This window comes from Mesorhizobium sp. M0659, from assembly GCF_040320605.1.
Classification (GTDB): domain Bacteria; phylum Pseudomonadota; class Alphaproteobacteria; order Rhizobiales; family Rhizobiaceae; genus Mesorhizobium.
In genome coordinates, this window is the sequence record NZ_JAMYPY010000026.1 from 1 (window position 1) to 12,655 (window position 12,655).

The following is a 12,655-nucleotide window of genomic DNA, read 5'->3' on the forward strand; positions in this document are numbered from 1 at the left end:
CGTTGAAGCGGCCGTTGTCGCCGGAGAGATCGTCCCAGCCATCTCCGCCGAAGATGCGGTCGTTACCCTCGCCGCCGATGGCTCGGTCACTGCCCAGGCCACCCGAGATCTCGTCGTTGCCGCCACGACCGTCAATCCAGTCACCGCCCTGGAAACCCTCCATCCAATCTTCACGATCGGTGCCGATGAGTGTTTCGGCACCCAGGCCACCCTCGATAATGTTTGCCATCGAAAATACTCCTAATGATGCCCCTGCCTGAGTCGTTCATATTCGTCATCGGACAATTGGAGAAATCGATTGCTTGGATAGGCACACATTTACGAAATGGATGCACTCTCGTTCGCTTCGCCCTTCTGCTGAGCAGTTGCGGGCTCGCAGGCGGCGGGGACCGGAAACAAGCGCTCTCGCAGCCAATCGTCCAGCCCGTCAACGCGGTCGGCCGAACAGGTTTACCAAACGGAACGGTCCCGCCGTGGCGGAGATACCGACGCACCGTGTTGCGCGCGCACCCGAATTCCTTCGCCCATCGGTTCGCTCCACCAGCCAAGTTCATGCAGCCGCAGCATCGCTGCTACCTCTTAGGCTGAAGCATCAGCTCTCTCCACATCGTTCTCGACAATGCAGGAATCTCCCAATTCCAATCGCCATCCATGCCTCCTCTCATAGTCGAGGGGGGAGCAGTTTCTCAATTTGCGGACAACTGAGACGTCCGGTGCTCTTAGGCAGAGGAATCATACGAGATCCCTCCTGCAACATCATTTCACGCATCCACAAGCTTGCCGGATCACTATTGTGGAGCGCAGGCCATTGGATGGCCTCCGTGAATGCGGGAGGAAGTGGTGGCGGAAGTTGGACAATCCGCAGGGGTGTTGTTTTTGCGAAATGCTGCGCCAGCCGTAAGGGCATGGTCCCGATGCGGCTGGTGCCGGATACAACGGGTGGGATCAGGCTAAAGCCGTGTACGACAACTTCGATACGTCTCTCGAAACCGTGCTCAAGCAGATACCATTCCTCGACGGAGAGCTGCCGGGTGTCCCCGAATTTGAGGACAACCTGCCCCATCGATAAGTATCGCTCCAATGTAAGTGGCTCTGACAGCTGCTTGTTCGTGCGGCAGCCTACGCATACGAGCTTATCTTCGAACAGGGCTGCGCGAGGATGTTTCGACATGAATACTTCCGGCATGATCAGAAAATCAACGTCGCCGCGCCGGAGAAGCTCCTCGGGGTCGTCGGAAATAGGGAGACATTCAAAGCGGACGGCGGGAGCTTCCCGCGCAGCACGTTCTACGATCTTCTTAAAAAATACGAGCGTGATGTAATCGGAAAGGATGATCCGGAAGCGACGATCCGATTGGGCTGGGTTGAAGGCGTCCCAGGAAATAATCGATAGCTGGATGTGCAGCAATGCCTCCCTGACTGCTGGGGCGAGCCCCTCAGCGCGCGGTGTCAAAATGAGCTCGCGGCCGCTCATCGTAAATAGCTCATCGCTGAAATAGGCGCGTAACCGAGCAACGGCGGCGCTCATTGCCGGCTGGCTCAGGTTAATACTGCGGGCCGCCGCGGTGACTTTACGTTCCCTGACCAGAGCGTCCAACACAACGAGGAGGTTCAGATCGAGTCCTTTAAAACGCATGTCTTGATCTAGGCGGCGTGTGAATGGGTTGCGCCCAAACATCCAATTCGAATGGTGAGTAGCGTCAACGCATCAGCCTTCGACGAAAAAGAGCAATCGAAAAGAAGAAGGGCAAAACCGTGTATATGCAAAGCGCGCCGATATGCAGGCCCATTTTGTCAATCGGACGGCCAAGCATCGCTGGACGAATGAGGTCGATTGCATGTGCGAGCGGCAATAAGGAGGCAGCATACTGAAAAGCGCCGGGCAATTGGTTGACCGGAAACATCGCGCCGCAAAGGAACAGCATGGGTGTAATAACAAGCGTATTATAAAATATGAAATATTCATAGCTGGGCGCAAGCGCCGTGACGACCATCGCTAGACTCGCGAAGGCGAGGCCATTGAGAGCGATGACTGGCAGCAAGCAGAGGATGGATGGCCACGATGCGTATCCGAGCGTGGTGGCAACAATAGTGATTGCTGTGCCCGCCATGAGGGCCTTCGTGGCTGCCCACGCCAATTCGCCGAGTAAGATATCGCCGAGCGTCAGCTGAGTGCATAGCATTCCTTCCCAGGTGCGCTGGTCGCCCATGCGGCCGAAACTCCCGTAGACCGTTTCAGCGGTCGCCGATGCCATCACGCTTGTGGCAACCATGCCAGCCGCGAGAAACGCAATGTACGAAGTGCCCTCAACAGGACCTATCATTGTTCCGATGCCAAAGCCGAGACCGAACAGATAGATCATCGGATCGGCGAGGTTGCCGAGAACCGATGCAAGCCCGATTTTCTTCCATCCAAGATAGTTGCGGCGCCAAACCGCGACCCAATTCCACGCATTGGCGGGCATGCCCGCCGCATAACGTTCGCCCATTGTTCAGTCCTCCATCTCGCGCCCGGTTAACCGCAAAAACACATCCTCGAGATTGGGGGGACGCTGCAGAAGGCGTAGACCCGTGCGCCCGCGTAGCTGCGCCAGCACCTGCTCCGGATCGGGTGCATAGCAAAAAAGCGTCTCACCGCTCACCTCGATGCGCTGTGCGTACGGCCGGATCAGCGCACCCAGTTCATGCGGATTGCCGCCGTAGACCTCGACCACGTCACAGCCGATCTGCTCGTCAATGAGTTCGGACGGGCGACCTTCGGCGATCTTGCGCCCCTCCTCCATAACGCACAGCCGATCGCACAGCCGCTCGGCCTCTTCCATGAAATGGGTAGTCAAAAGAATAGTCTTGCCCCGCGCCAGCAGCGATCGCAGCCGGTCCCAGATCAGGTGGCGGGCCTGCGGATCGAGGCCGGTGGTCGGCTCGTCCATCACCAGCAAGTGCGGGTCATTGATCAGCGCACGCGCGAGCGTCAGGCGCCGCTTCATGCCGCCGGACAGTTCGGCGACGCGCGCATCCGCTTTGTTCTCGAGGCGGGCGAACTCAAGCAGCGATGGTATGACCGCATCGATCTGGCGTCTGCTCATCCGGAAGTAGCGCCCGAACACCAACAGGTTCTCGCGTACAGTGAACGCGGCATCAAGATTGTCGAACTGCGGGACCACGCCGATGCGCATACGTGCCAAACGCGCGCGCGCCGGCACTGGAGCGCCGAGCACAGTAATCTTCCCCGCATCAGGCGATGTCATGCCGAGGACCATACGCGCAATCGTGCTTTTGCCCGCGCCGTTCGGTCCCAAGAGCCCGAAGCATTCCCCCGCCGCAACGCGGAACGACAGCCTGTCGACAACGAGCTTGTCATAAGTTTTGCTTACGTCAGTAAGGTCGATCGCTACCATGGACATGGGTTCATTTTACCGAGAGGGACGACAAAACTGGCGGTTGCTTGGTTGCCTGCCGACCTGAAACTGTGACTCGTCTTCGCCATCCCCGCCGTCGATAACGAACTGATCGACATCACAAGGATCTAGCCGCTGCTCCGCTAAAGCGGCAACAATTGCGTCGAGATTATCGATGGATTGGTAACGCGGATCGTTGTGCCGCTTTTCCTGGTCAACGCAGAAGACGAGCCGTCCATCCTCGACCAGGGCGATCGCCCCATCATGGGTCAGCTTGGTACCACAGATGCGCATAGTGTCTCCACGTTAACGGCGATAGATTCGATTCATCAGGAAGCGGAAATCGGGTTCCGGAAACGGACGAGCAAGCAGTCTTCGTTGACCGACTCGCCCCGACACTCAAGACGCTCTACCTCGATCAACGTTTCGTTCAGCATGGCGATGACCGGCTCAGCACCAGCGGCGTGACCCCAGCGACGGCAATTAGCATCCCTTGCCGATCCGAAGATCAGGTGCCCGCCTGGCGCAAGCACCCGCACCAGGTTTTTGACGGCCGCGCGCATCTCGGCTATGTCTCCGAGGTAGTAGAGGACCTCCGCCACAACGATCAGGTCAAACAACTCGTCGGTCGAAAACTGTTGAACATCGGAGACTATCCAGTTGATGCGCGAGGGCTCCTTTATCCGTTGACGTGCTCGAGCAATCGCTTGCGCCACGACATCGATGACGGTGAGCCCTTGGCAGTAGGGGGCTAGTTTTTCCGTGAATGCGCCGGCAGCGCACCCGACTTCGAGGGCATTTGTAATGGAGCCTTGGGCAAGCGCCAGCTGGAGCATTTGCGTGTGGCGCTTCTGCTCGAACGGATTGCCGTCGAGGCGCCACGGATCGTCTGCGGCCAATTCCCGATCAAGCAACTGATGATTCGCGTTCTGGGTCAAACTCGTGCACCTCTCGTCCATCAGGTAAGTAGCGATCACTCGTCGCCGCAAATGTTGTCCGACAGGACTAATTCCGAAGAATCCCGCGCAAGATTGAGCCTGCGAAGCGGAGCCGAATGGGGCGAGAATTCTGCCCTGCTGGAACCAGTGATCGGAGTTTGGGTGGGGGCCTGTTTTCCCCCAGTGTTCGATGTAGCGACAGCAGAGCTTCGTGACAGCCAATCGCTATTGCTCAAGGTACACAGCGCGTAGGCCTTCAACGGAAGCAAGAGAAAGACGTTGATGAACGTGTGCAGCGAAAAGCCAAGAAATCGAAATTGTCGAGCACGAAATGCTACCACGCTGCATCGGAGCATGGTCATGGACACAATCATCAGTCCTGTCCACCAAGGCACAGTGCCTGTCAGTGCGAAATGTGCGAGGCCCGTTAATACCGATAGGGCGAGGAGTAGCGCGCCGAGATTCTGTCCGACCACGTCCAACGTGAGATAGCTATTTAGGCTAGGCAGCAAGCGCAGCCCAAGCAGCGTGTCCCGGAATGTGCTTCGTGCCCAACGGAGTTGTTGGCGCAGATACGGTCCGAGTCTGTTCGGAACGACTGTGGCCGCGATGGCGCTCGGAACGTATTCGGTTCGAAAGCCTGCTTTCAGCATCAGGATAGTGAGATGGCGATCCTCACCGAAGTCGCTTGGCTTGCCCCGAAAAAATTGCGACTCGTACTGGTCCAGTAACAAAAGGAGCGCAGACCGGCGGTACATGGCACATGGGCCGCAACAGCACATAACGGCACCGAAGCGAGCCTGTGCCGCGCGCTCCTCGTTGCAAGCCAGCCAGTACTCCATGTCTATCAGCCTGGTCAGCCAGCTCTCGGTTCGGTTACTGGCCGTCAACTGACCCATGGCTGCGCCGACCGCTGAATCTCGCATCTTCGGTACAAGCTTGGAAATGACGTCGGGTGCGAGTACCGTGTCTGAATCAACGTTAAGCACCAGATCCCCTGATGAGCGGCGTATCGCGGCGATCTGTGCCTTGCGCTTTCCAACATTCTCGGGAAGCAAAATGATGTCGAACCTAGGGTCGCGCGCGTAGTCTTCGTGGACAGTTCCTAAGGCTTCGCGATTTCCAGAACCGTCATCAACCAAATAGACCCGAAGTCTTCCGGCGTATTCTTGGTCTGCAATGGAAGCCAGGCACTCTGAAAGCGTGCGCGGATCCTCGTTGAAGCAGGGGACGATGACATCCACGCTGGGCAGTTTGTCGGAGCCGACGAGAACCTCCAACGCCGACGAATCCTTTGTCGGCATAGCATAAAGCCCTTGCATGCTCTTATAGGCAGTCGAGAGCAGTGCATAAAGCGAAATGGCCACAGTGCTGGTTGTACCAAGAAGTGTCATGGGATCTCGTTTGTTCAGTGATGTTGAGGAAGTGAGCGGATTACAAATCCGCGCTCACGCAGTGCTGGAATCAGCCGGGACAGCGCCGTGACCGTCTGGTCGCGCATGCCGGCGTGAGCGCCCTGGCTCAACTCGCCGGGAGGGCATCCGTCGTGCAAGAGTACAATTGCGCCCGGCCGGACAGAGGCGAGCACTCTATCAATAATCGCCTCGACTCCAGGGCGAGACCAATCTCGAGGGTCGACGGACCAATGAAGGGCCGCCAGCCCGGCGATCTGTGATGCTGTGCAGACTTCTTCGCTCCAGGCGCCGTAGGGCGCGCGAACAAAGCGGACCGAGGCCTGCGGGCACGCTCTCATGATGGCGTCGTTCGCTTCAAAGACCTCACGTTGCACTTCGCCGAAACCGCATTGGTACAGGTCCGGATGAGACATCGTGTGGTTGCCTACCTCGTGCCCTTCTGCGATCATCCGTTGGATTAGATCTGGGTGCTCTAAGGCGTAGGCGCCGATGACGAAGAAAGTCGCCGGCACCCGCTGCTCTGCCAGCACGTCGAGAATCTCCGGTGTGAAAAGTGGATTGGGACCGTCGTCAAACGTCAGATAAACGCTTCGACGGCCGGTGCCGTCAGAGCACTCACGGCGCACTTCGTACAAGCAATCGGACCGGCTCATAGCTCTGGTCCGTTCCGATCTATCATCGTGCCCGTGGGCCATTCGCTGATCGGCCGTCCAACTGGCAGAACAATGGTGAGTGCGTCATCGATGCGTGTGGGCGGCAGGTCGAGGCGGGCCTCTGGTCGGGTGGAGCGCACGCGAATTCCCGACAAAACGGCCATAGGGCTGTATCGCCGTCCGAACCTCTCAACATGATTCCGCAGCGCGTCCCTGACCGTTCCGAAAGCGAATGGAACGCCAAGCTCCTGCAGTATTGGAAGCATGACATGGATTGAATGGGCGATTCCCAGACCCTCAAGGTCCGGACGTACCCCGTACAGGCCCAGCTCAGCCACCAACAGGTCGACCGCGTCGACCTTGATGAAACGGCGCAGTATGCCCATGTGAGCCGCTACACCGCTTGAATCATAGGCGATTACGCGGAGTTCAGGCCTGGCTCCGGCCCAGCTTCGACTACCTTCGAACGGTTCTGCGTTGGACGCCCCAGTCGGCCCGTACGTATCACGAAAGAACTCGGCGAGCTTAACGTGATCGGAGAGCTGCAACTCGTTTTCCCAGCACAACTTCCACTGCACCTGATGGCGCATTCAGGACCTCTCTTCATATTGGTTTTTGCGGCCGCATTACTCGACCAAAGCGGCGTTGGTGGCTGCACTCAGCCGTTGTCGTTGGCGAAGGTGAGCCAGACGCTCTCTCGAGTTCCGGCCCGTGTCGTCGATTTGAGCTTGACGTCGCTCACTTTCCGTTCCTCTAATGCATGGCTCGTAAATTCGTAAAATTGATTGTTTGAATGATACGCATCCACACGTTGGATAGAACATGACATGCGTTTTAAAGGGCTGGATCTAAATCTCCTCGTTGTGCTGGACGCTCTGATGAGGGAGCGTAAAGTCACTGCCGCGGCTCGCAGTATCAACCTGAGCCAGCCGGCCATGAGCGCCGCCGTTGCTCGGCTACGCGCCTATTTTAACGATGAGCTATTTACGATGAACGGCCGCGAGCTCATTTTGACGCCGCGCGCCGACGGGCTCGCCCCAGCAGTCCGGGACGCATTGCTGCACATCCAGCTATCGATTATTTCCCCCGACGCCTTCAACCCAGCCCAATCGGATCGTCTCTTCCGAATCATGCTTTCCGATTACATCACGCTCGTATTTTTTAGGAAGATAGTAGAGCGCGCTGCGCAGGAAGCTCCCGCCGTTCGCTTTGAATGTCTGCCTATTTGCGACGACCCCGAGGAGCTTCTCCGGCGCGGCGACGTTGATTTTCTGATCATGCCGGAAGTGTTCATGTCGAAACATCCTCGCGCAGCCCTGTTCGAAGATAAGCTCGTAGGCGTAGGCTGCGGCACGAACAAGCAGCTGTCGGAGCCACTTACATTCGAGCGATACTTGTGCATGGGACATGTTGTGCTCAAATTCAGGCACACCCGGCAGCCCACCATGGAGGAATGGTATTTGCTCGAGCACGGTTTCGAGAGACGTATCGAAGTTGTCGTACAGGGCTTTAGCCTGATCCCGCCCGTCCTGTCAGGCACCAACCGCATCGGGACCATGCCCTTACGGCTGGCGCAGCATTTCGCAAAAGCAACACCCCTGCGGATTGTCCAACTTCCGCCGCCACTTCCTCCTCCTGCATTCACGGAAGCCGTCCAATGGCCTGAGCTTCACAATAGTGATCCGGCAAGCATGTGGATGCGGGAAATGATGTTGCAGGAGGCATCTCGCCTGGCGCCTTTGCCTGAAATCATTGAGCGTCTCGGGCACGCCGATCCGACCTTTCGTTTCTTGGTACCGACTGCCACCTCGAAATCGCGTGCGAAGTCCCGGAAGATGTTAAGCCCCACCTAATCGCCCCCTGTAGACGGGCCGATCAGCATCTCGACAAGCGCCGGCGCGGCGCGTGTTGCCTACGTTCTGGGGCTGATCTCAGGCGAGTTGCTCGTCGAGGATGTGTGGCAGAGTGATGCCAGCTGCCTTGATTGCCCGCCTTGGCCGTAGGTGGTGACGACGCGAGCATTCTTTCGATGGCGGCTTCTGGAGGCGGACGCGATCGCGTCGGAGCGGTTGCCCTTCGGGCGTCGGGCCTTTGGCCCGGCAGAGCGGCGCAGTTCCTTGCTAAGTGCGAGGGGCCGGAACGAGCAGAACACACGCCCGGGCTGCTACTGAATTGACTGCCGCCTCGATTTGCGTGCGAAGTCCCAGAAGATGGTTAGCCCGGTTAAATTCCTGCCTTGCCGGCTGTGCCGCGGCTTTTCACGTGCAGCCAGGCGAGGAGATGGCGGTCGACGAGGTCGACCCCCAAATGGACTGTGCTGGCCTCGCTCGGCTATTGCCGTGCGGGATCATTGACCACACCCCCTTCACGAGAACGTCGGGCATGTTGGCAGTAAAGCCCGTGGAGGTTGACGCTGCGGATCTAGGCAATCTACCTCGCACTTCCGCCTTAAGGCGCCGCCGATACCCAATTGGCTCTTCGTCCTGGGCCGCGGCTAGGGCCCGGGGGTGCGCCCACCCGTGTGGAGGGACCATCATTCAACTTTCTCTCGTTATGAAAGGAAACTCCCGCTTATGAACCTTCATATATTTTCCGGCAGATGGATGTCGAACGGCAGAAATGTCTGGCCGGGTGTTTCAGCGGTGCCGGTCTCGATAGCCCGTGTCATCAGCGTTATCAGCTCCTGGCAAAGCCGGCGCATTGGCGTGGCGACCGCCATCGTGACGATGTTATCTGCGAGCGCTGCCCGAGACTCAGGTGTGATTTCATTCACGATCGCGACGAGATCCCGACTTTTGCCCTCTTCTCGGAGCGCGGAGATGGCGCCCTCCATGCCGCCGCCGGCGACATAGAAGCCGACGAGCTCGGGCTCCCGCTGCATGAGATCAAGCGTTGCCTCGTAGGTGATCTGCCGTTTCTCGAGGTTCATGACCGGATCCAGCACCTCGAACGTGGGCGCGTTCTCACGGCAATAGGAGCGAAAGCCGACGTCACGGAGCTCGTGCCCCTGGAAACGATGGCTGCCGACAAACACCACCACTTTGCCGGGCCGTTTTGCGACCTTGGACACCATCCAAGCGGCCGTGCGCCCCACCTTGCGGTTGTTGAGGCCGATATACCCCTGTCGCACGCCGGCGGCGAAGTCGGAAAGCAGCGAGAAAACCGGAATGCCCTTGGCCTTGAGGTCCTCAACCGCTGCTGTGATTTTCGGGTGGTCCGGTGCCACCATCGCGATTGCATGGCAGCGTGCGCCCAACTCCTTGAGCGGCGCGATCAGGTCGCTCGGCATATGTGACGGGGCGAATTCGACGAGCGGAATGCCGTGGAAGGACTGGGCCAAATTGACCGATGCTTCGACCTCGCGCGCAAAATCTTGGTAGAAATGCTGGGCCGGTTTTCTCAAGATGAAGCCCAGACGGTAGTGCGGTAGGTCTCGCCGCAACCGCTGCTTGATTAGCCCGGCAGCATGATAGCCGATCGCCTGGGCGGCGTCGTGGACCCGCCGCGCGGTCTCCTCGCGCACCGGATGGCGGGCGTTTAGAACCCGATCGATCGTTGCTACGCTGACTCGGGCTTCGCGGGCGAGATCGGCAATCGTGGGGCGCTTGGTCATAGGTCCTATTCTGATTGGTTTTTGACGCGGGCCGGCTCTCTGTCCGCCTAACGCGTTTCGGTTTCGGGTGGCAAAGCGAAGACGTCCCCATACGAATGGGCACAACGTGTTGGACGAACATCATTGCAGACGTAAACCGGCCGGGTATACTGAAAGGCTCATTCGCTTAAAGGGCGGTGACGATTTGCACTCACACATTTAGCGCTTCTGATACATGGTCCGTGAGGAGCCGTTTAGAGGCTGCGGGTCGGTCGTTCAGTTATGTGACCAGCTAAGCGACTTGACAGGTCGTGGGCCGCCCACCTTACTTGCAGGAGGGTAGCCGGTTTGATGCCTCGGTAAGCTGATGACCGCTGAAGGCAGCTTTCATCTGTGCTCGGTCCAACTCTCCTTCCCAGCGTGCGACGACGAGGGATGCCACTGCGTTGCCGACGCAATTCGTCAGCGCCCGGCATTCGGACATGAATCGGTCGATGCCGAGTATCAGTGCCATCCCAGCAACGGGAACACTCGGAACTACCGCGAGCGTAGCCGCCAGCGTGATGAAGCCCGCACCTGTCACACCTGCAGCGCCCTTGGAGGAAAGCATTGCTACGAGCAGCAGCAGCACCTGATCGCCGATGGACAGATCCGTGTTCGTCGCCTGTGCGATGAAGAGAGCCGCTAGCGTCATGTAGATATTCGTGCCGTCCAGATTGAACGAATATCCGGCCGGGATGACGAGACCCACAACCGAACGCCTGGCGCCCGCCTTCTCCATTTTCTCCATCAGCGACGGGAGCGCCGCCTCCGAGGAGGACGTTGCGAGGACAAGCAGCAGCTCTTCCTTGATGTAACGAATGAGAGAACAAATCGAAAAGCCGTTGTAGCGGCAGACTGCGCCGAGAACCCCGAACACGAAGAGGAAGGCGGTGAAATAGAACGTCGCGACCAGCATCGCGAGGTTGACTACCGAACCGATGCCATATCTGCCGATGGTGAAGGCCATCGCGCCAAAAGCGCCGATCGGCGCGGCCTTCATCAGAATTCCGACGAGCTTGAAGACAGGCACAATGAGCGCCTGGAGGAAGGAAACGACAGGCTTGCCCGTCTCTCCGGCCATCGCAAGCGCCATGCCGAACAGAACCGAGAAGAACAGCACCTGCAGGATGTCGCCTTCCGCGAAGGCACCGACGATCGTTGGCGGGATGATGTTCATCAGGAAGCCGGTGACCGACTGCGCTTTGGCTTTTGCGGCATAGGTATTCACGGCCTGGACATCGAGCGAGGCCGGATCGATGTTCAGGCCGTCGCCAGGCTGGACGACATTGGCGACGATGAGGCCGACGATCAGCGCGAGCGTTGAGAAGGTGAGGAAATAAACCATTGCCTTGCCGGCGACCCGGCCGACCTTATGAAGATCGTTCATGCCGGCAATGCCGGTCGCAATTGTCAGGAAGATGACAGGCGCGATGATCATCTTGACCAGCTTGATGAAGGCATCACCCAGCGGCTTCAGGCTCTCGCCGGTCTCCGGATAAAAATAGCCAATTGCGACGCCGAGCGCGATGGCGGCAAGCACCTGGGCGTAGAGCTTGGTGTAGAAGGGTTTGCGGGGCGCGGGACTCGCGCCGCGGACTTGTGCAGCTGACACTGTTTCTCTCTCCCTGACCGGATCGAGGTGGCGTGACTTCTCCCGGGCTTCTCCCTATCGCGGCGCTCCGGTCGAACGCTGCACCAACGCCGCCGCAATACCCATGCCAGATGAATCCGCATCACCTGAACTGACGTGGGCTCGCCAATGATGGAGGAATGCGGTGTCAGACCAGCGGGCAAGGCCGCGGTCCGAACGCCCTTGATGGTCTCTGGCAGAGTGCTTGCGGGTCGATCCCTCTGGCTAGCGGCTTTGCTGCAAAAAGCGTGGTGGGTTCCTCATTAGCCGGCTTTGGACCGGGCCCCATCGTTGGCGCCAGCGCGTACCAGTAGGTCGCCTGTTCAAGGCCGTCCAGATGACAGGCTAACTTACCCCTGTTCGGAAGCGCTCGTTTCTAGACAGCCTACGACCATGCAGCCACTGCAATCAGATATTTGGACGGCCTTCTGGACGACCAATTTTGCAAATCAACGCCCGCAGCAGGGGCAGCCGTTTCCAAGCGGTCGCATCGTAATCTGTTCAGACTTTTCGATACGCTCATTGAGTATGCCGATTTCGGCCCCAGGCTGGTGATGGTGCTGACCAAGACGATGCGATTCAGAAGTTGCGGGCACCGCCTACGAAGTCGTACTCGATGCCAGCTTCGCGCCTTCACACGCGACATCGCCGCCGCCTGATCAACTCGAGAAAGATGGCGGTTGCCGCGACCGACCAGTGCCGTTGGCTGTTATTATCGCTCCCGCCCCTCCTTCACGGGCGCTGGTGAATGGCACGGCCCCGCATTTACACTCCGCGCGGTCAGCCGCTCGGGCAGGCATGGCCGGCCCAGGAATTTCTGCTTCAACGCAAAGATAGAACTGATGAATCCTATCATAGGCCGCGAGGTTTCCTTTCACAGATGAAAGAAAGCTCGATTGACTATGCCGCCTCGCTCCAGTCTTTTGAAAACAACGTGTGTTTGCCCGGGGCAAGCCAATAACATGGCCAAGCCTCGTGGAGGGAGTA

General features: G+C 58.5%; 11 protein-coding genes and 2 pseudogenes. 1 reads left to right on the forward strand and 12 read right to left on the reverse strand.

Translation table 11 applies throughout. From position 1 onward, the window contains the following. The 10 genes and pseudogenes from NKI31_RS27645 to NKI31_RS27690 all read right to left on the reverse strand — a co-directional run. A partial coding sequence (locus NKI31_RS27645; RefSeq protein ID WP_502899206.1) for a calcium-binding protein occupies window positions 1-229 on the reverse strand: 229 nt, incomplete at its 3' end. A gap of 164 nt (window positions 230-393) precedes the next feature. Next, window positions 394-653: pseudogene (locus NKI31_RS27650) on the reverse strand (hypothetical protein); the annotation flags it as partial. An 8-nt stretch (window positions 654-661) separates the two neighbouring features. Beyond that, the gene (locus NKI31_RS27655) at window positions 662-1,636 is read right to left on the reverse strand and encodes a LysR family transcriptional regulator (protein WP_023806356.1); all 975 of its coding nucleotides are present in this window, start codon (window positions 1,634-1,636) and stop codon (window positions 662-664) included. Between the two features lie 64 nt (window positions 1,637-1,700). Beyond that, complete coding sequence (locus NKI31_RS27660) at window positions 1,701-2,489, reverse strand: ABC transporter permease (protein ID WP_023687364.1); 789 nt, start codon at window positions 2,487-2,489, stop codon at window positions 1,701-1,703. A 3-nt stretch (window positions 2,490-2,492) separates the two neighbouring features. Next, complete coding sequence (nodI, locus tag NKI31_RS27665) at window positions 2,493-3,404, reverse strand: nodulation factor ABC transporter ATP-binding protein NodI (RefSeq protein ID WP_023706355.1); 912 nt, start codon at window positions 3,402-3,404, stop codon at window positions 2,493-2,495. A gap of 54 nt (window positions 3,405-3,458) precedes the next feature. Next, window positions 3,459-3,692: pseudogene (locus NKI31_RS27670) on the reverse strand (carbamoyltransferase N-terminal domain-containing protein); the annotation flags it as partial. A 35-nt stretch (window positions 3,693-3,727) separates the two neighbouring features. Next, window positions 3,728-4,336, reverse strand: coding sequence for a nodulation methyltransferase NodS (nodS, locus tag NKI31_RS27675; protein ID WP_352653072.1), 609 nt, complete (start codon window positions 4,334-4,336; stop codon window positions 3,728-3,730). A gap of 35 nt (window positions 4,337-4,371) precedes the next feature. Continuing rightward, window positions 4,372-5,730, reverse strand: coding sequence for a chitooligosaccharide synthase NodC (nodC, locus tag NKI31_RS27680; protein ID WP_352653073.1), 1,359 nt, complete (start codon window positions 5,728-5,730; stop codon window positions 4,372-4,374). A 14-nt stretch (window positions 5,731-5,744) separates the two neighbouring features. Next, window positions 5,745-6,404 carry a chitooligosaccharide deacetylase NodB gene (gene nodB, locus NKI31_RS27685; protein WP_352446854.1) on the reverse strand — a complete coding sequence of 220 codons (660 nt, stop codon included), beginning with the start codon at window positions 6,402-6,404 and terminating at the stop codon, window positions 5,745-5,747. Then, a complete protein-coding gene (locus tag NKI31_RS27690; protein WP_023694280.1) occupies window positions 6,401-6,994 on the reverse strand; it encodes a NodA family N-acyltransferase in 594 nt (197 codons plus the stop codon). The genes nodB and NKI31_RS27690 overlap by 4 nt, the downstream gene beginning before the upstream one ends. Before the next feature lie 237 nt (window positions 6,995-7,231). On the opposite strand from NKI31_RS27690, the gene NKI31_RS27695 reads away from it, so the two are divergent. Then, the gene (locus NKI31_RS27695) at window positions 7,232-8,257 is read left to right on the forward strand and encodes a LysR family transcriptional regulator (protein ID WP_023807977.1); all 1,026 of its coding nucleotides are present in this window, start codon (window positions 7,232-7,234) and stop codon (window positions 8,255-8,257) included. 728 nt (window positions 8,258-8,985) lie between these two features. Here NKI31_RS27695 and NKI31_RS27700 read toward each other — a convergent pair. Both NKI31_RS27700 and NKI31_RS27705 read right to left on the reverse strand, forming a co-directional pair. Beyond that, window positions 8,986-10,017 carry a LacI family DNA-binding transcriptional regulator gene (locus NKI31_RS27700; protein ID WP_352653074.1) on the reverse strand — a complete coding sequence of 344 codons (1,032 nt, stop codon included), beginning with the start codon at window positions 10,015-10,017 and terminating at the stop codon, window positions 8,986-8,988. 304 nt (window positions 10,018-10,321) lie between these two features. Next, entirely contained in the window at window positions 10,322-11,650 is a 1,329-nt protein-coding gene (locus NKI31_RS27705) for a dicarboxylate/amino acid:cation symporter (protein WP_023706359.1), read from the reverse strand. Window positions 11,651-12,655 lie beyond the last annotated feature (1,005 nt).

What these genes read in the sequence shown, in the direction of transcription:
- NKI31_RS27655 (WP_023806356.1), bottom strand. Translation starts at nt 1,636, where the DNA reads ATGCGTTTTAAAGGACTCGATCTGAACCTCCTCGTTGTGTTGGACGCT.
- NKI31_RS27660 (WP_023687364.1), bottom strand. Translation starts at nt 2,489, where the DNA reads ATGGGCGAACGTTATGCGGCGGGCATGCCCGCCAATGCGTGGAATTGG.
- nodI (WP_023706355.1), bottom strand. Translation starts at nt 3,404, where the DNA reads ATGTCCATGGTAGCGATCGACCTTACTGACGTAAGCAAAACTTATGAC.
- nodC (WP_352653073.1), bottom strand. Translation starts at nt 5,730, where the DNA reads ATGACACTTCTTGGTACAACCAGCACTGTGGCCATTTCGCTTTATGCA.
- nodB (WP_352446854.1), bottom strand. Translation starts at nt 6,404, where the DNA reads ATGAGCCGGTCCGATTGCTTGTACGAAGTGCGCCGTGAGTGCTCTGAC.
- NKI31_RS27690 (WP_023694280.1), bottom strand. Translation starts at nt 6,994, where the DNA reads ATGCGCCATCAGGTGCAGTGGAAGTTGTGCTGGGAAAACGAGTTGCAG.
- NKI31_RS27695 (WP_023807977.1), top strand. Translation starts at nt 7,232, where the DNA reads ATGCGTTTTAAAGGGCTGGATCTAAATCTCCTCGTTGTGCTGGACGCT.
- NKI31_RS27700 (WP_352653074.1), bottom strand. Translation starts at nt 10,017, where the DNA reads ATGACCAAGCGCCCCACGATTGCCGATCTCGCCCGCGAAGCCCGAGTC.